At 69.9% G+C, this 24176-nt stretch carries 27 protein-coding genes, 1 tRNA gene and 1 riboswitch; of the genes, 19 read left to right on the top strand and 9 right to left on the bottom strand.

Annotated elements, in window-relative coordinates:
* Positions 1-66: 66 nt before the first annotated feature.
* Positions 67-852 carry an RDD family protein gene (locus tag ACFPZJ_RS03645; protein WP_381017010.1) on the top strand — a complete coding sequence of 262 codons (786 nt, stop codon included), beginning with the start codon at positions 67-69 and terminating at the stop codon, positions 850-852.
* A 9-nt stretch (positions 853-861) separates the two neighbouring features.
* On the opposite strand, the gene ACFPZJ_RS03640 is transcribed toward ACFPZJ_RS03645, so the two are convergent.
* Entirely contained in the window at positions 862-1137 is a 276-nt protein-coding gene (locus tag ACFPZJ_RS03640; RefSeq protein WP_381017008.1) for a hypothetical protein, read from the bottom strand.
* 385 nt (positions 1138-1522) lie between these two features.
* Here ACFPZJ_RS03640 and ACFPZJ_RS03635 point away from each other — a divergent pair, with 385 nt between their 5' ends.
* Both ACFPZJ_RS03635 and ACFPZJ_RS03630 read left to right on the top strand, forming a co-directional pair.
* Positions 1523-3877 carry an immune inhibitor A domain-containing protein gene (locus tag ACFPZJ_RS03635; protein WP_381017005.1) on the top strand — a complete coding sequence of 785 codons (2355 nt, stop codon included), beginning with the start codon at positions 1523-1525 and terminating at the stop codon, positions 3875-3877.
* Positions 3878-4000: 123 nt separating this feature from the next.
* Positions 4001-4345 carry a hypothetical protein gene (locus ACFPZJ_RS03630; RefSeq protein WP_381017002.1) on the top strand — a complete coding sequence of 115 codons (345 nt, stop codon included), beginning with the start codon at positions 4001-4003 and terminating at the stop codon, positions 4343-4345.
* Between the two features lie 14 nt (positions 4346-4359).
* Here ACFPZJ_RS03630 and ACFPZJ_RS03625 read toward each other — a convergent pair whose 3' ends face one another.
* Positions 4360-4947: a nicotinamidase gene (locus ACFPZJ_RS03625; RefSeq protein WP_381017000.1), complete on the bottom strand. Its 588-nt coding sequence runs from the start codon at positions 4945-4947 to the stop codon at positions 4360-4362.
* Positions 4948-5089: 142 nt separating this feature from the next.
* On the bottom strand, positions 5090-6436 hold the full coding sequence (locus tag ACFPZJ_RS03620) for a nicotinate phosphoribosyltransferase (RefSeq protein ID WP_381016997.1): 1347 nt from the start codon (positions 6434-6436) through the stop codon (positions 5090-5092).
* 100 nt (positions 6437-6536) lie between these two features.
* Between ACFPZJ_RS03620 and clpS the strand changes: the two genes are divergently transcribed.
* From clpS to ACFPZJ_RS03585, 7 genes are all read left to right on the top strand, one after another.
* Entirely contained in the window at positions 6537-6854 is a 318-nt protein-coding gene (clpS, locus tag ACFPZJ_RS03615; protein ID WP_381016994.1) for an ATP-dependent Clp protease adapter ClpS, read from the top strand.
* A gap of 12 nt (positions 6855-6866) precedes the next feature.
* The gene (locus tag ACFPZJ_RS03610) at positions 6867-7475 is read left to right on the top strand and encodes a DUF2017 domain-containing protein (protein ID WP_381016992.1); all 609 of its coding nucleotides are present in this window, start codon (positions 6867-6869) and stop codon (positions 7473-7475) included.
* 341 nt (positions 7476-7816) lie between these two features.
* Complete coding sequence (locus tag ACFPZJ_RS03605; RefSeq protein WP_381016989.1) at positions 7817-9241, top strand: amino acid permease; 1425 nt, start codon at positions 7817-7819, stop codon at positions 9239-9241.
* Between the two features lie 152 nt (positions 9242-9393).
* On the top strand, positions 9394-9816 hold the full coding sequence (locus tag ACFPZJ_RS03600; RefSeq protein ID WP_381016987.1) for a M67 family metallopeptidase: 423 nt from the start codon (positions 9394-9396) through the stop codon (positions 9814-9816).
* A 109-nt stretch (positions 9817-9925) separates the two neighbouring features.
* Positions 9926-10021, top strand: coding sequence for a putative leader peptide (locus ACFPZJ_RS03595; protein ID WP_312025360.1), 96 nt, complete (start codon positions 9926-9928; stop codon positions 10019-10021).
* A 130-nt stretch (positions 10022-10151) separates the two neighbouring features.
* Positions 10152-10430 carry a MoaD/ThiS family protein gene (locus tag ACFPZJ_RS03590; RefSeq protein ID WP_381016984.1) on the top strand — a complete coding sequence of 93 codons (279 nt, stop codon included), beginning with the start codon at positions 10152-10154 and terminating at the stop codon, positions 10428-10430.
* A 17-nt stretch (positions 10431-10447) separates the two neighbouring features.
* Positions 10448-11398: a PLP-dependent cysteine synthase family protein gene (locus ACFPZJ_RS03585; protein ID WP_381016982.1), complete on the top strand. Its 951-nt coding sequence runs from the start codon at positions 10448-10450 to the stop codon at positions 11396-11398.
* Between the two features lie 546 nt (positions 11399-11944).
* On the opposite strand, the gene ACFPZJ_RS03580 is transcribed toward ACFPZJ_RS03585, so the two are convergent.
* Positions 11945-12397 (bottom strand): type II toxin-antitoxin system PemK/MazF family toxin, encoded by a 453-nt coding sequence (locus tag ACFPZJ_RS03580; RefSeq protein ID WP_381016979.1) that lies wholly within the window; start codon positions 12395-12397, stop codon positions 11945-11947.
* A gap of 214 nt (positions 12398-12611) precedes the next feature.
* On the opposite strand from ACFPZJ_RS03580, the gene ACFPZJ_RS03575 reads away from it, so the two are divergent.
* Entirely contained in the window at positions 12612-13364 is a 753-nt protein-coding gene (locus ACFPZJ_RS03575; RefSeq protein WP_381016976.1) for an MBL fold metallo-hydrolase, read from the top strand.
* A 72-nt stretch (positions 13365-13436) separates the two neighbouring features.
* On the opposite strand, the gene ACFPZJ_RS03570 is transcribed toward ACFPZJ_RS03575, so the two are convergent.
* Together ACFPZJ_RS03570 and ACFPZJ_RS03565 are read right to left on the bottom strand one after the other, a co-directional pair.
* The gene (locus ACFPZJ_RS03570; protein ID WP_381016973.1) at positions 13437-14702 is read right to left on the bottom strand and encodes a PTS transporter subunit EIIC; all 1266 of its coding nucleotides are present in this window, start codon (positions 14700-14702) and stop codon (positions 13437-13439) included.
* 340 nt (positions 14703-15042) lie between these two features.
* On the bottom strand, positions 15043-16329 hold the full coding sequence (locus tag ACFPZJ_RS03565) for a PTS transporter subunit EIIC (RefSeq protein ID WP_381016971.1): 1287 nt from the start codon (positions 16327-16329) through the stop codon (positions 15043-15045).
* A 160-nt stretch (positions 16330-16489) separates the two neighbouring features.
* Between ACFPZJ_RS03565 and ACFPZJ_RS03560 the strand changes: the two genes are divergently transcribed.
* From ACFPZJ_RS03560 to rdgB, 4 genes are all read left to right on the top strand, one after another.
* Positions 16490-16723 carry a PTS sugar transporter subunit IIB gene (locus tag ACFPZJ_RS03560; protein ID WP_365825347.1) on the top strand — a complete coding sequence of 78 codons (234 nt, stop codon included), beginning with the start codon at positions 16490-16492 and terminating at the stop codon, positions 16721-16723.
* A 95-nt stretch (positions 16724-16818) separates the two neighbouring features.
* Positions 16819-17556 carry a ribonuclease PH gene (gene rph / locus ACFPZJ_RS03555; RefSeq protein ID WP_381016969.1) on the top strand — a complete coding sequence of 246 codons (738 nt, stop codon included), beginning with the start codon at positions 16819-16821 and terminating at the stop codon, positions 17554-17556.
* Positions 17557-17717: 161 nt separating this feature from the next.
* Complete coding sequence (locus tag ACFPZJ_RS03550) at positions 17718-18116, top strand: hypothetical protein (protein WP_381016966.1); 399 nt, start codon at positions 17718-17720, stop codon at positions 18114-18116.
* A gap of 34 nt (positions 18117-18150) precedes the next feature.
* On the top strand, positions 18151-18753 hold the full coding sequence (gene rdgB / locus ACFPZJ_RS03545) for an RdgB/HAM1 family non-canonical purine NTP pyrophosphatase (RefSeq protein WP_381016964.1): 603 nt from the start codon (positions 18151-18153) through the stop codon (positions 18751-18753).
* Positions 18754-18765: 12 nt separating this feature from the next.
* Here the strand turns inward: rdgB and ACFPZJ_RS03540 are convergent.
* Positions 18766-18852: transfer RNA gene (locus tag ACFPZJ_RS03540), tRNA-Leu, on the bottom strand.
* Positions 18853-18891: 39 nt separating this feature from the next.
* Positions 18892-19359, bottom strand: coding sequence for a thioredoxin-dependent thiol peroxidase (gene bcp / locus ACFPZJ_RS03535; RefSeq protein ID WP_381016962.1), 468 nt, complete (start codon positions 19357-19359; stop codon positions 18892-18894).
* A gap of 139 nt (positions 19360-19498) precedes the next feature.
* Here bcp and ACFPZJ_RS03530 point away from each other — a divergent pair, with 139 nt between their 5' ends.
* The 3 genes from ACFPZJ_RS03530 to ACFPZJ_RS03520 all read left to right on the top strand — a co-directional run bounded on the left by ACFPZJ_RS03530 (position 19499) and on the right by ACFPZJ_RS03520 (position 20696).
* The gene (locus ACFPZJ_RS03530; protein WP_381016960.1) at positions 19499-19828 is read left to right on the top strand and encodes a DUF3618 domain-containing protein; all 330 of its coding nucleotides are present in this window, start codon (positions 19499-19501) and stop codon (positions 19826-19828) included.
* A gap of 95 nt (positions 19829-19923) precedes the next feature.
* Positions 19924-20226, top strand: coding sequence for a GroES family chaperonin (locus ACFPZJ_RS03525; RefSeq protein WP_381017322.1), 303 nt, complete (start codon positions 19924-19926; stop codon positions 20224-20226).
* 48 nt (positions 20227-20274) lie between these two features.
* Positions 20275-20344, top strand: a riboswitch (guanidine-III (ykkC-III) riboswitch).
* Between the two features lie 31 nt (positions 20345-20375).
* Complete coding sequence (locus ACFPZJ_RS03520; protein WP_381016957.1) at positions 20376-20696, top strand: DMT family transporter; 321 nt, start codon at positions 20376-20378, stop codon at positions 20694-20696.
* A 31-nt stretch (positions 20697-20727) separates the two neighbouring features.
* Here ACFPZJ_RS03520 and ACFPZJ_RS03515 read toward each other — a convergent pair whose 3' ends face one another.
* The gene (locus tag ACFPZJ_RS03515) at positions 20728-23136 is read right to left on the bottom strand and encodes a transglycosylase domain-containing protein (protein WP_381016954.1); all 2409 of its coding nucleotides are present in this window, start codon (positions 23134-23136) and stop codon (positions 20728-20730) included.
* A 213-nt stretch (positions 23137-23349) separates the two neighbouring features.
* Here ACFPZJ_RS03515 and ACFPZJ_RS03510 point away from each other — a divergent pair, with 213 nt between their 5' ends.
* Positions 23350-24156, top strand: coding sequence for an ABC transporter permease (locus tag ACFPZJ_RS03510; protein ID WP_381016951.1), 807 nt, complete (start codon positions 23350-23352; stop codon positions 24154-24156).
* The last annotated feature ends 20 nt before the right edge of the window (positions 24157-24176 follow it).

Here is a 24176-nt window from a genome sequence, read left to right as displayed (position 1 = left end):
GACCCCGGTACCCCGGACGGCCGCCCGCCGGATGCGGAACCGGCAGGTTCGCGGTCGACTCGGGCCATGAGCACCGAACCGCCCCCCGGCTCCGGGCAGCCGCCCGAGGACGACCCGTTCAGGAAGCAGCCCCCGCCCGGCGGGGGTGCGGACACGCCCCACGGTGCCCAGCCCCCGCCGCCCCCCGGCTCCGGGCAGCAGCCGGAGGACGACCCGTTCAGGAAGCAGCCGCCCCCCGGCTTCGGGCAGCAGCCCGAGGGCGACCGGTTCAGGAAGCAGCCCCCGCCCGGCGAGGGTGCGGACACGCCACACGGTGCGGAGCCCCCGCCGCCCCCGGGGGGCGGCGGCCCCTACGGTGGTGGCCCGTACGGCGGCGGCCCCTACCCCACCGATCCGCTCGCCGGCATGCCCCCGCTAGCCGACAGCGGCAAGCGCACGCTCGCCCGCATCATCGACATGATCCTCGTGGGTGCCGTGGTCTTCCTGCTCACCTGGGCGTTCGGCGTCAACGAGTACGACGTCGACAGCGACAGGATCGAGGCGAGCCGATCCTTCGGGCAGTCGCTCGCCGCCGCCGTCCTCTACATCGCCTATGACACCTTCCTGACCGCCAGGACGGGGCAGACCCTCGGCAAGAAGTGGCTGAACTTGCGGGTGGCCAACCTCGACAACGGCGCCACGCCCTCCGTACAGACCTCGCTGACGCGCGCCGCGGTGCTGTGGCTGCCGTTCGCGTTCTGCTGCGCCTGCATCTGGACCGCCATCTCGGGCGGCTGGAGCTTCTTCGACAAGCCGTACAAACAGGGTCTGCACGACAAGGCCGCCAAAACGGTGGTGGTCAGCACCGGTTGAGGGGAACGCTCAGGAGGCCGCCCGCTCACGCACGGGTTCCGTGGCGGCCGGCCGGCTGATCGACGCCGGGACGCGTTCCTCGGGGGCGGGCTGTACCTGCACGCTCGTACGCTGCTTCGGCAGTGGCACTGTCATGGCGACGAGCAGCCCGAGCGCCAGCCCCGCCACGGCGATGACCGCGATGGCCGGGCCGGAACGCGCCTGTGACAGCGACAGCATCGCGAGCGTCGAGAAGATCACGGTGCACGTACCGTAGACGAGCTGTGCGACGGTCGGACGAGGCATGGCAATCGTGTCCTCGGAAGCGGGGGCATCTCGACTCTTTTGGCGTGCATGCCCGAGCCGAGCGAACGGTAAGCGTGACCTAACCAACAGTGCCGGTGCACGGGGGGCGCACGGAGTCATGGTGTCCACGAAGTGGACGGTCGAACGCGCCTGTCGAGGGCGGGCCGAAGAGGAGCCGGGACGGGGGAGGGGTAGCCCGGGTGTCCGTAAAGCGGACGCCGGCTCCGCATAGTGCAATTGACTTGTTCAAGTCAAGGTCTGTCTTTTCTTCTGAACCTCTAGTCAAATGTCGTCACTTGACTACACGCGTTGATCACGCGCGCGCGGACCTTCCATGACCCGGACTCCTTCCTTCCGCGCGCACGGACGCGGGGGAGGATCTCAAGTGACCAGTAGACCCCGGACGTTCAGAGCCGCGGCGACAGCCGTGGCGCTCGCGGCGGCCACCGCCACTCTCTCCCTGTACGGCGTGGCCCAGGCCGCCGACCCGGCCGAAACGTCCGCCACCGTGGACCGGCGCGACCCGGCGGACCACGACCACGTCGAGCACGACCTCGAAGGACCGCTGTCCAAGACCCAGGAGGAACAGCGCGAGGAGGCCCTGAAGCAGGTCATATCCGGCAAGGCCACCGTGCAGAACCGGGAGGGCTCCAAGGTCGTCCAGCTCAAGAGCAAGAAGGGCGACCCCAAGTACGTCGAGCTCGGCCGCGAGAAGACCGACAAGATCTTCACCATCCTGGTCGAGTTCGGCGACCAGATAGACAGCCGCTACGGCGGCACCCCGGGCCCGCTGCACAACCAGATCCCGCAGCCGGACCGCACCAAGGACAACTCCACGGCCTGGAAGGCGGACTACGACCGCGAGCACTTCCAGGACCTCTACTTCGGCACCGGCAAGAAGGCCGAGTCGGTCAAGAAGTACTACGAGAAGCAGTCCTCGGGCCGCTATTCCGTCGAGGGCGAGGTCTCGGACTGGGTCAAGGTCCCGTACAACGAGGCCCGTTACGGCAACAACAAGTGCGGTGACACCAACTGCCCGAGCGTGTGGAACGTCGTCAGCGACGGTCTGAACGCGTGGGTCTCCCAGCAGAAGGCAGCCGGGAAGACCGACGCCCAGATCAAGGCGGCCGTCGCCCAGTACGACCAGTGGGACCGCTACGACTTCGACGGCGACGGCGACTTCAACGAGGCCGACGGCTACATCGACCACTTCCAGGTCGTGCACGCCGGCGAGGACGAGTCCGCGGGCGGCGGCGCGCAGGGCGAGGACGCCATCTGGGCGCACCGCTGGTACGCGTTCGGCACCGACGCGGGCGCCACCGGCCCGGAGAACAACAAGCTGGGCGGCGCGCAGATCGGCTCCACCGGCATCTGGGTCGGCGACTACACCGTCCAGCCCGAGAACGGCGGACTCGGCGTCTACGCCCACGAGTACGGCCACGACCTCGGCCTGCCCGACCACTACGACACCGCGGGCGGCGAGAACTCCACCGGGTTCTGGACGCTGATGTCCTCCGGTTCCTGGCTCGGCACCGGCAAGAACGAGATCGGTGACCTGCCCGGCGACATGACCGCCTGGGACAAGCTCCAGCTGGGCTGGCTCGACTACGACACGGCCAAGGCCGCGACGAAGTCGAAGCACAAGCTGGGCGTCGCCGAGTACAACACCAAGAACAAGCAGGCGCTCGTGGTCGAGCTGCCGAAGAAGCCGGTCACCACCGAGATCGTCGTCCCCGCCGAGGGTGCCTCCCAGTGGTGGAGCGGCAGCGGCAACAACCTCAAGAACACCCTGGCCCGTTCGGTCGACCTGACCGGTAAGTCGGCGGCGACGCTGACCCTTGACGGCTGGTACGAGATCGAGGCCAACTACGACTACCTCTACACCGAGGTCTCGACCGACGGCGGTGCCGACTGGACCGCCCTGGACGGCACGGTGGACGGCCGGCCGATCCCGCGCGACGGGAGCGACAAGCCCGCGCTGACCGGCACGGTCGACGGCTACAAGAAGCTGTCGTACTCGCTGGACGCCTACGCGGGCAAGAAGATCGACCTGCGCTTCCGCTACGCCACCGACGGCGGTCTGGCCATGAAGGGCTTCACGGCCGACGCGATCACCGTGACCGCCGACGGCACCGCCCTGTTCACCGACGGCGCGGAGAGCGCGGACCCGGCCTGGACGGCCACCGGCTTCTCCCGGATCGGCGCGTCCTTCACGCGGGACTACGCGCAGTACTACATCGCCGAGAACCGCCAGTACGTGTCGTACGACAAGACCCTCAAGGTCGGCCCGTACAACTTCGGGTTCGCGCCGGACCGTCCGGACTGGGTGGAGCACTACCCGTACCAGAACGGCCTGTTGATCTGGAAGTGGGACACCTCCCAGGCGGACAACAACACCAGCCAGCACCCCGGCACCGGCCTGCTCCTGCCGGTCGACTCGCACCCGACCGCGCTGAAGTGGTCCGACGGCACGCTGATGCGCAACCGCATCCAGGCCTACGACTCGCCGTTCAGCCTGTACCGCACGGACGGCCTCACGCTGCACAAGGCGGGCATCGCGACGAAGATCCCGTCGTCGAAGGGCGTGCCGGTCTTCAACGACCACACCAGCACCTACTACGACGAGTCCAACAGGGCCGCGGGCGTCAAGATCACTGACACCAACACCAAGATCAAGATCGTCAAGGAGGCCAAGAACGGCTCGACGATCTCCGTCGAGGTCGGCCCCGCGGTGAAGTAACGCAGAGTTTCCGCAGGTCAGACGGCATTCGGCGGCAACCCACTGGCGGGTTGCCGCCGATCCGTGTTTAGGTGCGTCCTGTGGCTCTCTTATTGACACCGAAGATCACGGGGGTGTGACCGCATGGCCGCAGGAGGTTTCTGCAAGTTGCCGAACGGTACGGTGGTGGTGGCGCTGAACCTGCCCAGCCCCGCCGCCGACGGCCCCGGCCGCGTGCGCGTCCTGGTGCACGCGGTGAACCGCGCACGCGCCCTGACCAGGCTGCGCAACCTGGGCCTGCGCGCGGTCTACCTGCGGGGCAACGCCGCCCCGCCGACCCCCGACGAGGTCACCGCGGTCCTGCACCACCCGGACGGCCTGATATGGCGTACGGCCCCTGACAACGGTGTCGCGACCAGCCCGGACCTCGTCCAGGAACTGTGGCGACCGATCAGGGCCCTGCTCCGGCGGCCGACACCGCAGGCCTGACGCCCGTCGGGCGCCTACTGGACGACGGGCTTGCCGGACAGCTCCACTCCCGCCCCCCGCATCTCCTCCACGGCCCGCTCGGTGGTCTCCGGCGCCACCCCGGCGGTCAGGTCGAGCAGCACCTGGGTGCGGAAGCCCTCCCGCACGGCGTCCAGCGCGGTGGCCCGCACGCAGTGGTCCGTGGCGATGCCCACCACGTCCACCTCGTCGATCTCCCGGGCCTTGAGCCAGTCGGCGAGCGTGACCCCGTTCTCGTCGGTCCCCTCGAACCCGCTGTACGCCGCCGCGTACGCCCCCTTGTCGAAGACGGCGTCGATCGCGCCGGAGGCGACGGCCGGGGCGAAGTTCGGGTGGAAGCCGACGCCCTCCGTCCCGGCGACGCAGTGCGCGGGCCAGGAGCGGACGTAGTCGGGGTTGTCGGCGAAGTGGCCGCCGGGCGCGATGTGGTGGTCGCGGGTGGCCACGACGTGCCGGTAGCCGGCGGGCGCCTGCCCGATCAGCTCGGTGATGGCGGCAGCCACGTCGGCACCGCCGGCCACCGCAAGGCTGCCCCCCTCGCAGAAGTCGTTCTGCACGTCTACGACGATCAAGGCGCGGCGCATGGTCGGTGTCCTTCGACTCTGGGGTCGGGCTTCAGGGTGCGGGGCCCGGCCGGTGAACCTCCGAGCCTATTGAGTTGGGATGCGGTCCGGGAGGGGTCTGCGGGGCTTGCGGCTGCCCGTCGGCCGCCCCGGAGGACATCCCCTAGCTACCCGAGCGCCCGTGGACGTACTCCGTCGGAAGGACGGGTTCCCCGCGGGAGAGCTGTGTAGCCGACAGCGGCAGACCGGCGCGGGCGGCCGCGTGCCGCTCCCGGGCGGCGTCCAGCGGCTCACGGGCGACGACCTCGCCGCCCTTGACCAGCTCGACCAGCAGCTGCCGGTCCACCAGCTCGCCGGGCACCGGCCCGGTGCCGACCACCTCGGCCTCCGCGACCCCGTACGCGTCCAGCCGTCGCGCGGCCCACTTGCGCCCGCCGATGGAGGTCTTGCCGCCGGTGGACTTCTTCGCCACCGGCACCAGCGGCGCCTTTTGGTCGTCGGACTCGGCGCGCGCGACCAGTTTGTAGACCATCGAGGACGTCGGATGGCCGGAGCCGGTCACCAGCTGGGTGCCGACGCCGTACGCGTCCACGGGCGCCGCCGCCAGCGAGGCGATGGCGTACTCGTCCAGGTCCGAGGTCACGATGATCTTGGTGTTGCGGGCGCCCAGCTCGTCCAGCTGCTGCCGCACCCGGTGGGCGACCAGCAGCAGGTCGCCAGAGTCGATCCGGACCGCGCCCAAGTCGGTCCCGGCGATCTCGACGGCCGTACGGACCGCCTCCGCGACGTCGTAGGTGTCGACGAGCAGCGTCGTGCCCCGGCCCAGCGAGTCCACCTGGGCCTGGAAGGCGTCCCGCTCGCTGTCGTGCAGCAGCGTGAAGGCGTGCGCGGAGGTGCCCACGGTCGGGATGTTGTAGCGGAAGCCGGCGGCCAGGTCGGAAGTGGAGGCGAAACCGCCGACGTAGGCGGCCCGGGAGGCGGCCACCGCGGCCAGCTCGTGGGTGCGCCGGGCGCCCATCTCGATCAGCGGGCGCTCCCCGGCGGCCGACGACATCCGGGAGGCCGCGGCGGCGATCGCCGAGTCGTGGTTGAGGATCGACAGGATCACGGTCTCCAGCAGCACGCACTCGGCGAAGGTGCCCTCGACCCGCATGATCGGCGAGCCCGGGAAGTACACCTCGCCCTCCGGGTAGCCCCAGATGTCACCGCCGAAGCGGTATGCGCCGAGCCAGGTCAGGGTCTCCTCGTCGACGATGTTCCGGTCGCGCAGGAAGCCGAGGACGCCCGCGTCGAAACGGAAGTTCTCGACCGCGTCCAGCACCCGCCCGGTGCCCGCGACGACACCGTACCGGCGCCCGTCGGGCAGCCGCCTGGTGAAGACCTCGAACACGCTCCGCCGCTCGGCCGTGCCGGCCCTCAGGGCGGCCTGGAGCATCGTCAGCTCGTACTGGTCCGTGAAGAGCGCCGTCGAGGGAACGTCCACCGGCAGCCCAAGGTCCGCTGTGTTCATGGCAAGGATGGTACCCCCATTTCGTCACTCTGACGATTTACAGGCGGACCTGTGCGCCCCCCGGGACCTGTTTGTGCGAGTACCCCCCTGTGGTGGCAGCATGGGCCATGTGACGGCAGCCGCACCCATCGAGATCGAGAAGACCGAGTCGGCGGAGGAGGTCTCCGCTGTACCGGAACCCGATGTTCCATGGGTGACGATCGTTCACAACGACCCCGTCAATCTCATGAGCTATGTGACGTACGTCTTCCAGACGTACTTCGGCTACTCCAAGGACAAGGCCACCAAGCTCATGCTCGACGTCCACCACAAGGGCCGGGCGGTCGTCTCCAGCGGAACGCGCGAGGAGATGGAACGGGATGTGCAGGCCATGCACGGCTATGGCCTGTGGGCCACCCTCCAGCAGGACCGGAAGTAGCGAATCGCCTTCATGTCAGGACACTTCGAACCGCTCCCCGGCGGCGGCGCGGCCGTCGCCCTCGACGACGTCGAGATCTCCATCATCCGGTCGCTGGCCGTGCAGCTCCTGGAGCTCATCGGCCCGGGCCCCGCGGAGGAGGCGCAGGCCGACCCGCTCGCCCAACTCTTCGCCGAGGGGCCGAGCGAGCCGCCCTCCGACCCGGTGCTCAAGCGCCTCTTCCCGGACGCCTACAGCGACCCCGACGGCACCCCGGAGGCCGAGGAGGCCGAGGAGCAGCGGGCCTACTCGGCGGAGTTCCGCCGCTTCACCGAGAACGACCTGCGCGCCGGCAAGCGCGACAACGCCCTCGCGGTGATCCGTTCCCTGGACGGGCTCGCCTCGGCGGCCGCCGGTGAGGGCGGTGCGGTGCTCAAACTGTCGGCGGAGGAGTCCCGGCAGTGGCTCGGCGCCCTCAACGACCTGCGCCTGGCGATCGGTTCCCGGCTGGAGATCGCCGACGAGGACGACACCGACCTCCTCTTCCGCCTCCCGGACGAGGACCCGCGCAAGCCCATGGTGATGGCGTATCTGTGGCTGGGCGGGCTCCAGGAGACGCTGGTCGGCACGCTCATGCCGTGAGTCGGCACCTTCAGGTCGTAGGTGCGGGGATGGTGTGTCCGCTCAGCGGACGCTCAAATCCGCATAACGATCGCGTCACCGCGACGGCCCCTTATGCACCCTTAGTGAACTCTTTGTCCGCTTCTCTCTGTGTGGTGCGCCACAACGCCCGCCGGTGATCAGAGGTGCGGCCGTGGTAAATCTTCTCGACCGCCCGGCGAACACCACCCGAATGTTCGGCCGGGTGCGCCATGTGGCCGACGGATCGTCGGTCAGGCACCGCTCCAGCAATCCGGGGGGATCGAGACCCGATCCGCGGCCGACTCCAGGCCCGGGTCGGCATGGAGAAAGGCGCACCACACATGACCTCAGCGCAGGTCGACACGGAGACCGTCCCCGAAGAGGGGTACGAGCGCGGGCTCGGCAGCCGTCAGGTCCAGATGATCGCCATCGGCGGCGCCATCGGCGTCGGCCTCTTCCTGGGCGCCGGGGCGAACATCGCCAAGGCCGGCCCCAGCCTGATCCTCATGTACGCCCTCGCGGGCGTGATCATCTTCTTCATCATGCGGGCGCTCGGCGAGCTCCTGCTCTACCGCCCGGTCTCGGGTTCCTTCGCCGAGTACTCGCGCGAGTTCCTCGGCCCGTTCTTCGGCTACTTCACCGGCTGGACGTACTGGCTGATGTGGGTGGTCACCGGCATGGCGGAGCTCACCGCCGCCGCCATCTACGTGAACTACTGGTGGCCGTCCGTCCCGCAGTGGGTCACGGCGCTGGTCTTCCTGGTCGTCCTGTTCGCGGCCAACCTGATCTCGGTGAAGCTGTTCGGCGAGATCGAGTTCTGGTTCTCGATGGTCAAGGTCACCGCCCTGATCGGCATGATCGTGATCGGCCTGGGCGTGCTGACCTTCGGCTTCAGCGCCGCCGGCGACACCGCGGCCGTCTCCAACCTGTGGGCCTTCGACGGCTTCTTCCCCAAGGGCATCGGCTCGTCCCTGATGACCCTGCAGGGCGTCATGTTCGCCTACCTCGCCGTCGAGCTGGTCGGTGTGACCGCCGGTGAGTCGGAGGACCCGGAGAAGACCCTCCCCAAGGCGATCAACACCCTGCCCTGGCGTATCGCGCTGTTCTACGTCGGCGCGCTGACGGTCATCCTCTGCGTCGTGAAGTGGACCGAGTTCGCCGAGGGCGTCAGCCCCTTCGTGAAGGCGTTCGCGATGATCGGCATCCCGGCCGCCGCGGGCATCGTCAACTTCGTCGTGCTGACCGCCGCGCTGTCCTCCTGCAACTCCGGCATGTACTCCACGGGCCGCATGCTGCGCACCCTGGCCGACAACGGCGAGGCCCCCAAGGTCTTCACGAAGCTGTCGTCGACCAAGACCCCGGCGCTCGGCATCACCATCTCGGTGCTCTTCATGGGCATCGGCGTGGTCCTGAACTACGTCGTCCCCGAGAAGGCCTTCGGCTACGTCACCTCCGTCGCCACCGCGGCCGGCATCTGGACCTGGCTGATGATCCTGGTCAGCCACGTGCTGTACCGGCGGGCCGTGGTCGCGGGCCGGCTGCCCTCCTCCTCCTTCCCCGCGCCGGGCGGCGCGGTGTGCTCCTACATCGCCATCGCGTTCCTGCTCTTCGTCACGGGCTTGATCGCGTACGACGCCGACTCCCGCGTCTGCCTGTACGTGATGGCCGGCTGGGCCGCCGCCCTGGCCGTCGGCTGGGCGGTCCTCAAGAGCCGCAACCCGGAGGTCACCCAGCGCCGCGACCCGGAGCTGGAGAAGGTCGGCTGACCCTTCCCGAGGACGGCCGATCTTCCCGAGGACGTCCAGGCGCACGGGATTCTCGTGGCATCCCGTGCGCCTGCCGCTCAGGACGTCCGGCATACGGGCCGTTCCGTACCATCCCTCGGTACGGAACGGCCCTTCTGCTTATCCTGACCAGCATGCTGACCATCACCCAGGCCCTGTACGACCGGATCGTCGAGCACGCGCGCAAGGACCACCCCGACGAGGCGTGCGGCGTGGTCGCGGGCCCGGTGGGCTCCGGCCGCCCCGAGCGCTTCATCCCCATGCTGAACGCGGCCCGCTCGCCCACGTTCTACGAGTTCGACTCCCAGGACCTGCTCCGGCTCTACCGCGAGATGGACGACAACGACGAGGAGCCGGTGATCATCTACCACTCCCACACGGCGACCGAGGCCTACCCGTCCCGCACGGACATCTCGTACGCCAACGAGCCCGCCGCCCACTACGTCCTGGTCTCCACGGCGGACACGGACGGAGCGGGAGAGTTCCAGTTCCGCTCCTTCCGCATCGTGGACGGCGAGGTGACGGAGGAGGAGGTCAAGGTCGTCGACGCCTACTGACGACCGCTGGTCGGCGCCTGAACAGGTGCGTCTCATCATTCGGTCGCAAATCGTCCGGCATGCGATATCACACTCCGAGCCCCCGATCGGGAATCGATACGATGAGTTCATGGTTCTCCACGACGTGAGCGAGAAGACGCCGGGCATGCTGCTCGTGGCGCGGCTGCACGTCGACCTGTGCAGGCTTGCCAGCGCCATCTGTTGACGCCGCCCTGCCGCCGTACGGCCGTGAGCCGCGGCGACCGCTCACCCTGCGTACGACCCCGCACCCCCGCACGTCCGCGCCGCCGCGCGCCCACCGACCCGACGAAACCTTCCGACAGGAGCCCTGAGCCATGGCCATCGAGGTCCGCATCCCGACCATCCTCCGCCAGTACACCGACGGCCAGAAGGCGGTGGAGGGCACCGGGAACACCCTCGCCGAGCTCTTCGCCGACCTCGAGACCCGGCACGCGGGCATCGAGGCCCGCATCGTGGACGGCGACCAGCTGCGCCGCTTCGTCAACGTCTACCTCAACGACGAGGACGTGCGCTTTCTCGACGGCATCAACACGAAGCTGTCCGACGGCGACAACGTGACGATCCTGCCGGCCGTGGCCGGCGGCATGGCCTGACGGGCTGCTGGTCCCCGATGCGTTACGACTCCCCCCTGGCCGCGGTGGGCAACACCCCGTTGGTGCGCCTGCCGCGGCTCTCGCCGTCCGCCGACGTCCGTGTCTGGGCGAAGCTGGAGGACCGCAACCCCACGGGCTCGGTCAAGGACCGTCCCGCCCTGCACATGATCGAGCAGGCGGAGAAGGACGGCCGCCTGACGCCCGGCTGCACGATCCTGGAGCCGACGAGCGGCAACACGGGCATCTCGCTGGCCATGGCGGCCAAGCTCAAGGGCTACCGCATGGTGTGCGTGATGCCCGAGAACACCTCGCAGGAGCGCCGGGACCTGCTCGGCATGTGGGGCGCGGAGATCATCTCCTCCCCCGCCGCGGGCGGCTCCAACACGGCGGTCCGCGTCGCCAAGGAGCTCGCGGCCGAGCACCCGGACTGGGTGATGCTGTACCAGTACGGCAACCCGGACAACGCGGGCGCCCACTATGCGACGACGGGCCCCGAGATCCTCGCGGACCTCCCGTCGATCACCCACTTCGTCGCCGGGCTCGGCACGACCGGCACCCTCATGGGCGTCGGCCGCTACCTCCGCGAACACAAGCCGGACGTCAAGATCGTCGCCGCCGAACCGCGCTACGACGACCTCGTCTACGGCCTGCGCAACCTCGACGAGGGCTTCGTCCCCGAGCTCTACGACGCCTCCGTCCTCACCACGCGTTACTCGGTCGGCTCGGCGGACGCCGTGACCCGCACCCGCGAGCTGCTCCAGCAGGAGGGCATCTTCGCGGGCGTCTCCACGGGTGCGGCCCTGCACGCGGCGATCGGCGTCGGCAAGAAGGCGCTCAAGGCCGGCGAACAGGCCGACATCGTCTTCATCGTGGCCGACGGCGGCTGGAAGTACCTCTCCACGGGCGTCTACACGGCTCCCACCACGGAAGAGGCCATCGAAGCGCTCCAGGGCCAACTCTGGGCCTGACCACATCCGCGAACCGAGGGACCGGGGCCGGGGCTCCGGTCCCTCGGCCTTTCTCCGGGGCGCGCCTGCTGACCGGCCGGTCAGGCCGCTGCCCGGCCCACCCAGCCGCGCACTGCGCGCGCGGGCTCGACGCGGGGCCGGACCCGGGGGGCTGGTCGCGGGTGGTGGGGTGCCGCGCGGTTGGACCGTACCGGCCGACCCGCGGGGCCGGCGGACGGGGCGGGCGCCGTCGGGTCCTTCGGGCGGACGGGACTCGGGCTCGGGGATCCCGCTGTGCGCTCGGTGGTGACGGGCACGCCCAGCCGCGCTCGTCTCCGCTGGGGGCTCGATACGGGATCGGGGGCGGGGGTTCGTCGAGGGCGGTCTGGTGCCGCGCGGCCGGATGCGCCGGCTCTCACCGGGGCGGACGCGGCGGGTGTCGCCGGGCACTTCGGGCGGATGACGGGGCTCGGCGTTTCCGGGCCGACGGCTCGGGGCAGCCGGGCACGCCCTCGGGGTCTTCCAACCCGAGGACGGGCGGCCGTGCGCGGCCCGCCGGGTCGGTCGTCACCCCGCCAGGTAGCGCACCCGGTCCCACAGGGTCGGGTCCACCACGCCGACCCGCCGGCGGAAGCCCCACACGGGGACCTCGCGCAGCTCGTCCGTTTCCAGGAAGCTCGTACGGCCCTGGGCGTCGCCGACCGCGCCGGGGGGCAGCGGGATCACTCCGGCGCGCTCTTCCCGGAACCTGGTGGTGATCTTCGCTACGGTCGCCCGTTCCCCGCGTACCGCCAGCACCAGACACGGCCGGTCCTTCGCCCGGCCCTGGTCGTCCTCGTAGGGCACGTCCGCCCACCAGATCTCCGCCGGCTGCGGTCGGCCGTTCCCCGTCGTGCCCCGCCCCCAGAACCGGGCGCGCCGTTCGAGTGACCGCCGGCCCCGCCCCCACCCGTCGACGAGCGTGGCGACGAGGGCGAGGAGTATCAGCGCCGCGAGTGCCAGCCACCAGGACGTGTCCATATCGTTGACGGTACCGGCGCACATCCACACCCGCGCGCCCTCCCGAACATCCCACGCGCCCCACGTCCAGCCGAACCGGTGACACCACAGGTGAGTTCGCCCACAACAGCCCCTGGTGGAGGAGCGACCGGACGTTTTGCGCCTTACGCTCGACGAACCGCACGACCCCCGACGCCCCTCACAGACTTTTCCCGCCAGCGGAGGTTTCTGCTTCATGAAGCTCACCGTCGTCGGCTGCTCGGGGTCGTTCCCGTCCGCGGAATCGGCCTGCTCGAGCTACCTCGTCGAGGCCGACGGCTTCCGGCTGCTCCTCGACATGGGCAACGGCGCCCTTGGCGAGCTGCAGCGCCACTGCGGTCTCTACGACCTCGACGCGATCTTCCTCAGCCATCTGCACGCTGATCACTGCATCGACATGTGCGCGTACTTCGTGGCGCGCTACTACCGGCACGACGGCGGCCGCTGCGCTCCGCTCCCCGTCTTCGGACCCGAGGGCACCGAGCACCGGCTGACCACCGCCTACGCCGACACCCCCTCGGCCTCCTCCATGAGCGAGGTCTTCGACTTCCACACGGTCAAGCCGGGCACCTTCGAGATCGGCCCGTTCACCGTGCACACCGAGCGCGTGGCGCACCCCGTGGAGGCGTACGGCATCCGCATCGAGCACCGCGGGAAGGTCCTGACGTACTCCGGTGACACGGGCGTCAGCCCGGCGCTGGACGAACTCGCCCGGGACGCCGACCTGTTCCTGTGCGAGGCGGCGTTCACACACGGCAAGGAGAACATCCCCGACCTGCACCTCAACGGCCGTGAGGCGGGTGAGACGGCGGCCCGGGCCCACGCACGCCGCCTGGTCCTCACCCACATCCCCCCGTGGACCGACCCCCAGGTCAACCTCGCCGACGCCCGCGCGGTCTACGACGGCCCGGTCGAGCTGGCGGCACCGCGACAGACGTACGAGATCTAGAGCCTGGACACGGCTGTGGGCCACGGGCGGCGCCGCCCGTGGCCCACAGCCGTGTCTGTCGCTGCGCGAGGCCTACTTGGCCTCCGCCTTCTGCAGTTCCGCCAGTTCCTCGTCGGACTCCCGGCCCGGCGTCGGCAGGTTGAACCTGGTGATCGCGAAGCGGAAGACCACGTAGTAGACCGCGGCGAAGCACAGGCCCACCAGCGCCAGGCCCCACGGGTTGGTCGCGATGCCCAGGTTCAGGAAGAAGTCGACCGCGCCGGCCGAGAAGCCGAAGCCGTCCTTCATTCCGAGCGCCCAGGTCAGCGCCATCGACACACCGGTGAGCACCGCGTGGATCGCGTACAGGACCGGGGCGATGAACATGAACGTGAACTCGATCGGCTCGGTGACGCCGGTGACGAACGAGGTCAGCGCGAGGGAGAACATCATGCCGCCGACGACCTTGCGGCGCTCGGGCCGGGCGCAGTGCACGATCGCCAGGCAGGCGGCCGGCAGCGCGAACATCATGATCGGGAAGAAGCCGGTCATGAACTGCCCGGCCGTCGGGTCACCGGCCAGGAACCGGGCGATGTCACCGCTCTTGCCCTCGTACTCGCCGGCCTGGAACCAGGGGAAGGAGTTGAGCAGGTGGTGCATGCCGATCGGGATCAGCGCCCGGTTGGCGACACCGAAGATGCCAGCGCCGGCGGCGCCCGAGCCGACCAGCCACTCGCCGAAGTTGTGCAGGCCCGTGCCGAGGACCGGCCAGATGTAGCCGAACACGATGCCGATGACCAGGCCCGCGAAGGCCGCCAGGATCGGGACCAGTCGGCGGCCGCCGAAGAAGCCCGCCCAGTCCGGCAGCTTGGTGCGGTAGAAGCGCTGGTAGAGCAGGGCGACCACGAGACCCATCACCACACCGCCGAGGACCTTGGCGTCCACGGGGGCGTCCACCATGACGACCTTGCCGTCGACGGCCTTCGCCACCTGCGGCAGGTTCTTGTCGGTGAACGTGGCGAGCACGTTCTTGAAGACGAGGTAGCCGACCACGGCCGCCAGGGCCGTCGAGCCGTCCGACTTCTTGGCGAAGCCGATCGCGATGCCCACGGCGAACAGCAGGGCCATGTTGTCGAGGATCGCGTTGCCGCCGGCGGCCATGAAGGACGCGATCTTCGTGAGGAACGCGGGGAACGACTCGCGTCCGAGCATGTCGGTGTTGCCGAGGCGGACCAGGAGCGCGGCGGCGGGCAGCACCGCCACGGGGAGCATCAGGCTGCGGCCGATACGCTGCAGTACAGCCATCGCCCCGGCGCCCTTCTTCTTGTCGGCCGCGGGAGCGGCGCTGGCCGTGGTCACAACTTCCTCCAGTGGGCATGCGCCGCCCGGGGAAACAGGGAGGGGACGGCGGTGTCTGGTCTAAACCACTCAGTGGTGTAGACCTGTTGTAGCACGGTGAAGGCAGGATAAGGAACCCGCGATTCCCGCTACTGATCCGCTACGTTCCGCCGTCGGTCCCGGTCCCGTCCGCCGTCGATTTCGGCCCTTTGCCGCCACCGGATCCGGTCCGCCGGATTCGGCCCGTCACAGCCGTTCGGTCGGATTCGTTCGGTCCGGTTCGGTCGGTCGGAGTCCGTCCGTCGGATTCCGACCGTCGGATCCGGTCCCGTCCGCCGTCGTCCCCCGGCCTCCTCCGCCGTCAGAGCTTGGTGACGTCCTCGACCTCCTGCTCCGGCTCCCGCCCCGGAGTCTTGAGGTCGAACCGCGTGATCGCGAAGCGGAACACCACGTAGTACACGAGCGCGAAGCACAGCCCGATCGGGATGATCAGCCACGGTCTGGTCGCCAGGTTCCAGTTGATGACGTAGTCGATCAGGCCCGCCGAGAAACTGAACCCGTCGTGCACCCCCAGCCCCCACGTCACCGCCATCGACACCCCCGTCAGCAGCGCGTGCACCGCGTACAGCGCGGGCGCGACGAACAGGAACGAGTACTCGATCGGCTCCGTGATGCCCGTGACGAACGAGGTCAGCGCCACCGACAGCATCAGGCCGCCGACCTCCTTGCGGCGCTCGGGCCGGGCGCAGTGCGTGATCGCCAGGGCCGCGGCCGGCAGCGCGAACATCATGATCGGGAAGAAGCCGGAGGTGAACTGCCCGGCCTGCGGGTCGCCCGCCAGGAACATGTTGATGTCACCGTGCACGACCGTGCCGTCGGGCTTGGTGTAACTGCCGAACTGGAACCACATCGGCACGTTCAGGAACTGGTGCAGACCCACCACCAGCAAAGCCCGGTTCGCGATCCCGAAGATCCCCGCGCCCCACTCGCCCGCGTCGCGCAGCCAGCGGCTGAAGCTTTCCAGGGCGTCACCGACCGGCGGCCACACCCACAGACACAGCGCCGCGAAGGCGATGGCCACGAACGCCATGATGATCGGCACCAGCCGCCGGCCGTTGAAGAAACCGAGCCAGTCCACCAGCCTCGTGCGGTGGAAACGCGCCCAGAAGAAGGCCGACAGCAGACCCATGACGATCCCGCCGAAGACACCCGGATTCTGGTACGTGAAGGCGGAAACGGTGCCGTCGGCCGCCTGGCACCCGGTGACCACCACCTTCGCCCCCGCCGGGCAGTCCTCCGGGAACTGGCGCAGCACGTTGTGGTAGACGAGGAACCCCGCCAGCGCGGCCAGCGCCGTCGAGCCGTCCGCCTTCTTCGCCATGCCGATGGCCACCCCGACGCAGAACAGCAGCGGCAGCCCCAGGGCCGAGTCCAGCAGCGCCCCACCCGCGCCCGCCATCACCTTGGAGACGTTCGTCCAGCCCAGACCCTCCTCGCCGAACACGTCCGGCTGCCCGAGCCGGTTGAGGATGCCCGCCGCCGGCAGGACGGCGATCGGCAGCTGGAGGCTGCGTCCCATCTTCTGGAGCCCCTGGAACAGAGTGTTCCAGCGAGCCCGGACGGAACTGACCTCGCTGTCGGCGCTCATCCGGCCCCCTTTGTCGAGAGACGGCCTCGTGGTGTAGACCAGTCGACGGACGGTTCCGCGGTCGTGACGCCAGGATTCGGTACGTACGACAGGACCGCTCGCGAAGATGGGCCAACTGTGGGTTACTGCGACAAAGCGGTTCGGATCAGGGAGAACAAGCATGGCCAGCAAGGCTGAGAAGATCGTTGCCGGGCTCGGCGGCATCGACAACATCGAAGAGGTCGAGGGCTGCATCACGCGCCTGCGCACCGAGGTCGTGGACCCCGGCAAGGTCGACGAGGCCGCCCTGAAGGCCGCGGGCGCCCACGGCGTCGTCAAGATGGGCAGCGCGATCCAGGTCGTCATCGGCACCGACGCGGACCCGATCGCCGCGGAGATCGAAGACATGATGTGAAGCCCGGGCATCGCCCCGGCTTCACGCCCTGAGGGCCCCTGCTCTGGTCACCACCGGGGAGGGGCCCCTTCCGTATGTGCGGCTAGGCTCAGCGCATGTCTCGAATCGACGGCCGCACTCCCCGACAGCTCCGCCCGGTCACCATCGAACGCGGCTGGAGCAAGCACGCCGAGGGCTCCGTCCTCGTCTCCTTCGGCGACACCAAGGTCCTCTGCACCGCCTCCGTGACCGAGGGCGTCCCGCGCTGGCGCAAGGGCAGCGGCGAAGGCTGGGTCACCGCCGAGTACGCCATGCTGCCCCGCGCCACCAACACCCGCGGCGACCGCGAGTCCGTCAAGGGCAGGATCGGCGGCCGCACCCACGAGATCAGCCGCCTCATCGGCCGCTCCCTGCGCGCCGTCATCGACTACAAGGCGCTCGGCGAGAACACCATCGTGCTCGACTGCGACGTCCTCCAGGCCGACGGCGGCACCCGCACGGCCGCGATCACCGGCGCCTACGTGGCACTCGCCGACGCGGTCGGCTGGGGCCGGCGCAAGAAGCTGATCAAGCCCGGCCGCCAGCCCCTCACCGGCACGGTCAGCGCCGTCTCGGTCGGCATCGTCGGCGGAGTCCCGCTGCTGGACCTCTGCTACGAGGAGGACGTCAAGGCCGACACCGACATGAACGTCGTCTGCACCGGAGACGGCCGCTTCGTCGAGGTCCAGGGCACCGCCGAGGCCGAACCCTTCGCCCGCGAGGAGCTCGACGCGCTGCTCGACCTGGCCGTCGCCGGCTGCACCGAGCTGGCCACCCTCCAGCGCAAGGCCCTGGACACGCTCCAGGAACGATGACGAAGGCGACGACGAAGGTAAAGGGCGTCCCAAAACAGGTGGCCGGTGACGGCAACCGCGCCGGGCGCCCGCGCGTCTGAAGGAGTACGGGCGCACGGCTCATCCCTGTGCGCCCGGCCAGCGACCCGGGCCTTCGCGCCCACTTAGGGAGGGACCGTTCCATGGCCGCGAGCCGCCGACGCCGCACCGCAGCCGTCGCCGCCACCCTGGCGGCTGTCGCGCTGACCGCCGGACTGACCACCGGCTGCGACGCCGTCGACAAGGCGCTGGACTGCGTCCAGACCGCCGACACCATCGCCGACAGCGTCACGGACCTCCAGCAGGCCGTGGACAACGCGGCCAACGACCCCACGCAGCTCGACGAGTCACTCGACTCGATCGACAAGAGCCTCGACAAGCTCGGCGACAAGACCGACAACGCCGACGTCAACAAGGCGGTCGACGACCTCACCCAGGCCGTCGACAACGTCCGTACGGCGATCAAGAACGGTGACGAGACGCCCGACGTCAGCCCCGTCACCGACGCGGCCCGCGAACTGACCAAGGTCTGCACGCCGTAACGCGCGGCCTCGGCCCCCGGTGATACTGGGGGCCATGACCCGCTTGATCCTCGCCACCCGCAACGCCGGAAAGATCACCGAACTCAGGGCGATCCTCGCCGACGCCGGCCTGCCCCACGAGCTGGTGGGCGCCGACGCCTACCCCGATGTCCCCGACGTCAAGGAAACGGGCGTCACCTTCGCCGAGAACGCCCTGCTGAAGGCCCACGCCCTCGCCCGGGCCACCGGCCTCCCGGCCGTCGCCGACGACTCGGGCCTGTGCGTCGACGTCCTCGGCGGCGCCCCCGGCATCTTCTCCGCCCGCTGGGCGGGCCGCCACGGCGACGACCGGGCCAACCTCGAACTGCTGCTGGCCCAGCTGTCGGACATCGCCGACGAACACCGGGGCGCCCACTTCGCCTGCGCGGCGGCGCTCGCCCTGCCCGACGGCACGGAACGGGTGGTCGAGGGCCGACTGCGCGGCGTCCTGCGCCACCAGCCCGCCGGCACGAACGGCTTCGGCTACGACCCGATCCTCCAGCCCGAGGGCGAAACCCGGACCTGCGCGGAACTGACCCCGGAGGAGAAGAACGCGATCAGTCACCGCGGCCAGGCCTTCCGAGCCCTCGTCCCGGCGGTACGGGACCTGCTCGGCTGACGAACGGAACACTGGTGCGGCCGGAGGGACTCGAACCCTCACGGGAGTTACCCCACTGGGACCTAAACCCAGCGTGACTGCCAATTCCACCACGGCCGCCTGGCGCTGCCCGGCCATGCTACTGGCCGGGCAGTGTCCTCAGATGCCCAGATCCTTGATGATCTTGGCCACGTGGCCGGTCGCCTTCACGTTGTACAGGGCTCGCTCGACCTTGCCGTCCTCGTCCACGACCACCGTGGAGCGGATCACGCCGACCATCGTCTTGCCGTAGAGCTTCTTCTCGCCGTACGCGCCGTAGGCCTGCAGGACCTCCTTCTCCGGGTCGGCGAGGAGGGTGACCCGCAGGGACTCCTTGTCGCGGAACGTGGCGAGCTTCTCGGGCTTGTCGGGGGAGATGCCGATCACGTCGTAGCCGGCGCCCGCCAGTACGTCCAGGTTGTCGGTGAAGTCGCAGGCCTGCTTGGTGCAGCCGGGGGTGAGGGCGGCCGGGTAGAAGTAGACGATGACCTTGCGGCCCTTGTGGTCGGCCAGGGACACCTCGTTGCCGTCGGCGTCGGGCAGGGTGAAGGCGGGGGCGACGTCCCCGGGCTGGAGGCGGTCGGTCATCGGTCTGTCTCCTCGTACGTACGCACTGAGTGGATCGGGTGCCGGGATCGAGCGTAACCGGGGGTCCTGACAGTGAGGTGCGACGATGAACTGACAGACTGTCCGACAACAGGCAGAAGCGGACTTCGGAGGCGACACGGTGGCGGACACGGCGGACACCAGAACCCCGGCGCAGATCGAGGCGGACATCAGGCGCCGCCGCGCGCTGCTGGCCGAGACGCTCGACGAGATCGGGGTGCGGGTGCATCCCAGGACGATCGTCGGGGACGCGAAGGCCAAGGTCGTCTCCAACATCGACCACACCCTCGGGCGGGCCTACGTCGAGGTCAACCGCGTGGTGAGCGATGTGAAGGCGCAGTTCGTCGACGAGGAGGGCGCGCCCCGGCTGGAGCGCGTCGTGCCCGCGGCGCTCCTGGTGGTCGGGGTCGTCGGGCTGCTCACCCTGAGCACCCGGCGGCGCAAGGGCTGACCCACCCGCGTACGCGCGCGGCGAAGACAGGTAGGTTTCAAGGCGTGAGCGCCAACAGAAACGACAGCACCCATCCCGACAAGCTGCCCATCCGGATGCTCCACGACCGCGTCCTCGTCCGGCAGGACACCAGCGAGGGCGAGCGGCGTTCCGGCGGCGGCATCCTGATCCCCGCCACGGCGGCGGTCGGCCGTCGGCTGGCCTGGGCCGAGGTCGTCGCGGTGGGGCAGAACGTACGGACCGTGGAGCCCGGTGACCGGGTCCTGTTCGACCCGGAGGACCGGGCCGAGGTCGAGGTGCGGGGGATCGCCTACGCGCTGATGCGCGAGCGCGACCTGCACGCCGTCGCCGCGGACCGGTTCGAGGGGTCCGAGGACTCGACGGGTCTGTACCTGTAGATCGGCGGCGCAAGGGGCCGGTGACCATGGTCACCGGCCCCTTGCCGTGGTGTTTTGCTAGGTTCGAGGGAGCCCGACGAGACGCGCCGTACCGGGTTCAAGGCAAAGACGACGCACCACCGTTCCGCTCGCTGCACGGAGGTGCCGTCATGGCCTGGTTTCTGCTGGTCGTCGCCGGTCTGCTGGAGGTCGGCTGGTCCGTCGGCATGAAGTACACCGACGGCTTCACCCGCCCGCTTCCCAGCCTGCTCACCGGCGCCGGGATCGTCGCCAGCATGCTGCTGCTGTCCTACGCCACCCGGACCCTGCCCATCGGTACCGCGTACGGCGTGTGGGTCGGGATCGGGGCGGCCGGGGCGGCGGTGCTCGGCATGGTGGTGCTGGGGGAGCCGGCGACCGCCGCCCGGGTCTTCTTCGTGTGTCTGCTGCTGGTCGCCGTGGTGGGGCTGAAGGCGACCTCCGGTCACTGAGGGAGCAGCTCACGGCGGGAGCGGCGCCGTGTCACTCTCTGCGGGTCGTCTGCGGGACGGTCCCGCCCGTCGTGCCGCCGGGCGATCCGCCTCCGGCGCCGTCCGTGGTGCCGCCGTCGGTGGTGTCGCCGCCGCCCGTCGTGTCACCGGTGCTGCCCCCGCCCGCGGTGGTCCCGCCGTCGGCCGTGCCTCCGTCGGTGGTGCCGCCGCTGGTCGTGGGGGTGCCGCCCGTCGTGCCGCCGTCGGTGGTGCCGCCGTCGCTCTGGCCCGGCGTCCGGTCGGGCGTGCTCGGGGTCTGTCCCGGCGTCTGGCTGCCGGTCTCCTGCCCGCCGGTCGTGGTGCCGCCGTCGGTCTGGCCGCCGGTGGTCGGGTCGGCCGGGGCCTCGGTGATGCCCTGGTCCTCCCCGGCGCCGGTCTGGAGTTCCAGGTCGAAGTCGGTGACCGGCTTGCCCTTGAGGGCGTCCCGGGTGAACTGGGCCCAGATCTCGGCGGGCGCCCCGCCGCCGTTGACGCGCTCCAGGCCCATCGCGCCGTACAGCGGCTTCTGGGCGGCCGTGACCGGGTCCTGGCCCATCACGGCGACGACCGTGGCCAGGTCGGGCGTGTAACCGGCGAACCAGGCCGCCTTGTCCTCCTCGGCGGTGCCGGTCTTGCCCGCCGCCGGGCGGCCGGCGGCCTGCGCGGCGGTGGCGGTGCCGTTCTGGACGACGCTCTGCAGCACGGACGTGGTGGTGTCGGCGGCCTCACGGCTGACGGCCTGCTTGGTGCGCCGCTCGGGCAGTTCGACCGGCGTGCCCTCGCGGGTGACCTTCTCGACGATGGTGTACGTGCCGTGCTTTCCGTGGTTGGCGAGCGTGGCGTACGCCTCCGCCATGTCCAGGACGCTGGCGGTGGCCACACCGAGGGCGATGGACGGGGACGGGGTCAGCTCGGGCGTGCTGGAGGGCAGGCCGAGGTCGACAGCGGTCCACATGACCTTGTCGGAGCCGACGTCCACGGCCATCTGCGCGTACACCGAGTTCACGGACTTGTCCGTGGCCTCCCGGACGGTGATGTCGCCGTAGGAGACCTGGTCCTCGTTCTCCGGGGCGTAGGAGCCGCCGGACCAGCCCTGCACCGGGCGCTTGTTGGTGCCGTCGTAGACCGTGTTCGGGGTGATCATGCGGCCGTCCTGCGTCTGCGCGTGGTTCTCGACGGCCGAGGTGAACACGAACGGCTTGAAGGTGGAGCCGACCTGGAAGTCCCTGCGGGTGGCGTTGGGGGTGTACTGCTTGACGTAGTCGATGCCGTTGTACATTGCGACGACCTTGCCGGTCTTGGGGTCGACGGCGGCGCCGCCCGCGCGGACGTACGTGTCCACCTTGCGGTTCTTCTTGTCGAGCCTGTCCATCAGCTTGTCGTTGACGGCCTCGACGAAGGCGTCCTGCTTGCTCTTCTGCAGGGTGGTCGTGATGCGGTAGCCGCCCGCGTCCAGCGAGTCCTTGTCGACGATCTCGTTCTGGACGAGGTAGTCCTCGACGATGCGGACGATGTAGCCGCGCTGACCGGACATGCCGTTGGAGATGGCGGACTCCTTCGGCATCGGGAACTTCATCCCGGCGCGCTCTGACTCGCTCAGCCAGCCCTTCGTGACCATGCCGTCCAGGACGTAGTTCCAGCGCGCCTCGACGGCCTTCCGGTTCTCCGGGTGGACGACGACGTCGTATTCGCTGGGCGCGTTGACCAGCGCGGCCAGGTAGGCGGCGCGGGCCGGGTCGAGGTCGGCGGCGTCCATGCCGTAGTAGGCCTGGGCGGCGGCCTGGATGCCGTAGGCGTTGCGGCCGAAGTAGCTGGTGTTGAGGTAGCCCTCCAGGATCTCGTCCTTGCTCTTCTCGCGGTCCAGCTTGATCGCGATGAAGAACTCCTTCACCTTGCGGGTGACGGTCTGTTCCTGGCGCAGGTAGTAGTTCTTGACGTACTGCTGGGTGATGGTGGAGCCGGACTGCTTGCCCTTGCCGGTCGCGGTGTTCCAGGCGGCGCGCAGCATCGCCTTGGGGTCGACGGCGGACTCGGTGTAGAAGTCACGGTCCTCGGCGGCCAGGATCGCGTGCTGGGCGTCCTTGGAGATCTGGGCGAGGGTGACGTTCTCCCGGTTGACCTCGCCGTCGCGGGCGATCACGGAGCCGTCCGCGTACAGGTACACGTTGGCCTGCTTGGTGGCGAGCGCGTTCGCCGGCGGGATCTTCACCAGCGAGTAGCCGAGGAAGAATCCGCCGACCAGCAGCAGGACGACGACGATCGTGGTGCCCAGCACCATGCGCCAGGTCGGGATCAGCCGGCGCCAGCCGGTGCGCCCGCGCCTGCCGTCTCTCGGGCCCCCCGGGTCGTCAGCCGCCTGTGGCTCTCCCGGTGCCCAGCCCTCGTTCGGCTGCTGCGGCTGCGGCTGCGGCTCGTCGCTCATCTCGTGCACGGACTCCTGTTTCGCTTCGTACGTTCCCGTACGCCTCGTAGGCCTTCTGCGCCCCCCGATGAAGACTCTCGCATCGCCCGTTCCGTTCCCGGCAACCGGCACACCCCGGAAAAACCGTGGCAGGCCCTGCCGGCCGCGGACTAGGCTCCTGCGCTTCGGTGCCGGGCGGGACCGCCGGCGGACGCCGACGGACGAGGGAGGGCTGTGGGTGTGGGCTCGGGACGGTTGTACACGGCCGTCGCGGCGGGGGGCTTCCGACGGTACGCGACGTACCGGGCGGCCACGGTCGCCGGGGTGTTCACCAACACCGTCTTCGGTCTGATCCTCGTCTACACCTACCTCGCGCTGTGGGGCGAAAGACCGCACCTGGGCGGCTACGACCAGGCACAGGCGGTCACCTATGTGTGGATCGGGCAGGCGCTGTTCAAGACGCTCGGCATCAGCGGGGGCGGGTTCGAGGACGAACTGATGGAGCGCATCCGTACGGGTGATGTCGCGACCGACCTGTACCGGCCCGCGGACCTGCAGCTGTGGTGGATGGCGACCGACGGGGGCCGGGCGCTGTTCGAGCTCTTCGGGCGCGGGGTGGCGCCGTTCCTCTTCGGGGCGCTGTTCTTCGACCTGGCGCTGCCCCGGGACGTGGTGACGTGGCTGGCGTTCCTGGTGGCGATGGTGCTGGCCTGGGGGGTCGGCTTCGCCATCCGGTTCCTGGTGGCGCTGTCGGCGTTCTGGCTGATCGACGGCACAGGGGTGGTGCAGATGTCGTGGCTCGTCGGGTGGTTCTGCTCGGGGATGCTGCTCCCGCTGAACGTCTTCCCGGGCGCGTTCGGCGAGATCGTACGGGCCCTGCCCTGGTCCTGCGTCCTCCAGGCCCCCGCCGACGTCTTCCTGGGCGAGACCGCCCCCTTGAGCACCTACGCCTTCCAGGCCGCGTGGGCGGCGGCCCTCCTGACGGCGGGCCGCCTGCTCCAGTCGGCGGCGACCCGCCGGGTGGTGGTCCAGGGTGGGTGAGCCGGGGCAGGGGCGGGACG

Origin of the sequence: Streptomyces bullii, assembly GCF_042657145.1 — a bacterium.
Taxonomy (GTDB): domain Bacteria; phylum Actinomycetota; class Actinomycetes; order Streptomycetales; family Streptomycetaceae; genus Streptomyces; species Streptomyces bullii.
Note: the sequence above shows the minus strand (reverse complement) of the source record. Positions and strands in the feature narration are given on the sequence as shown.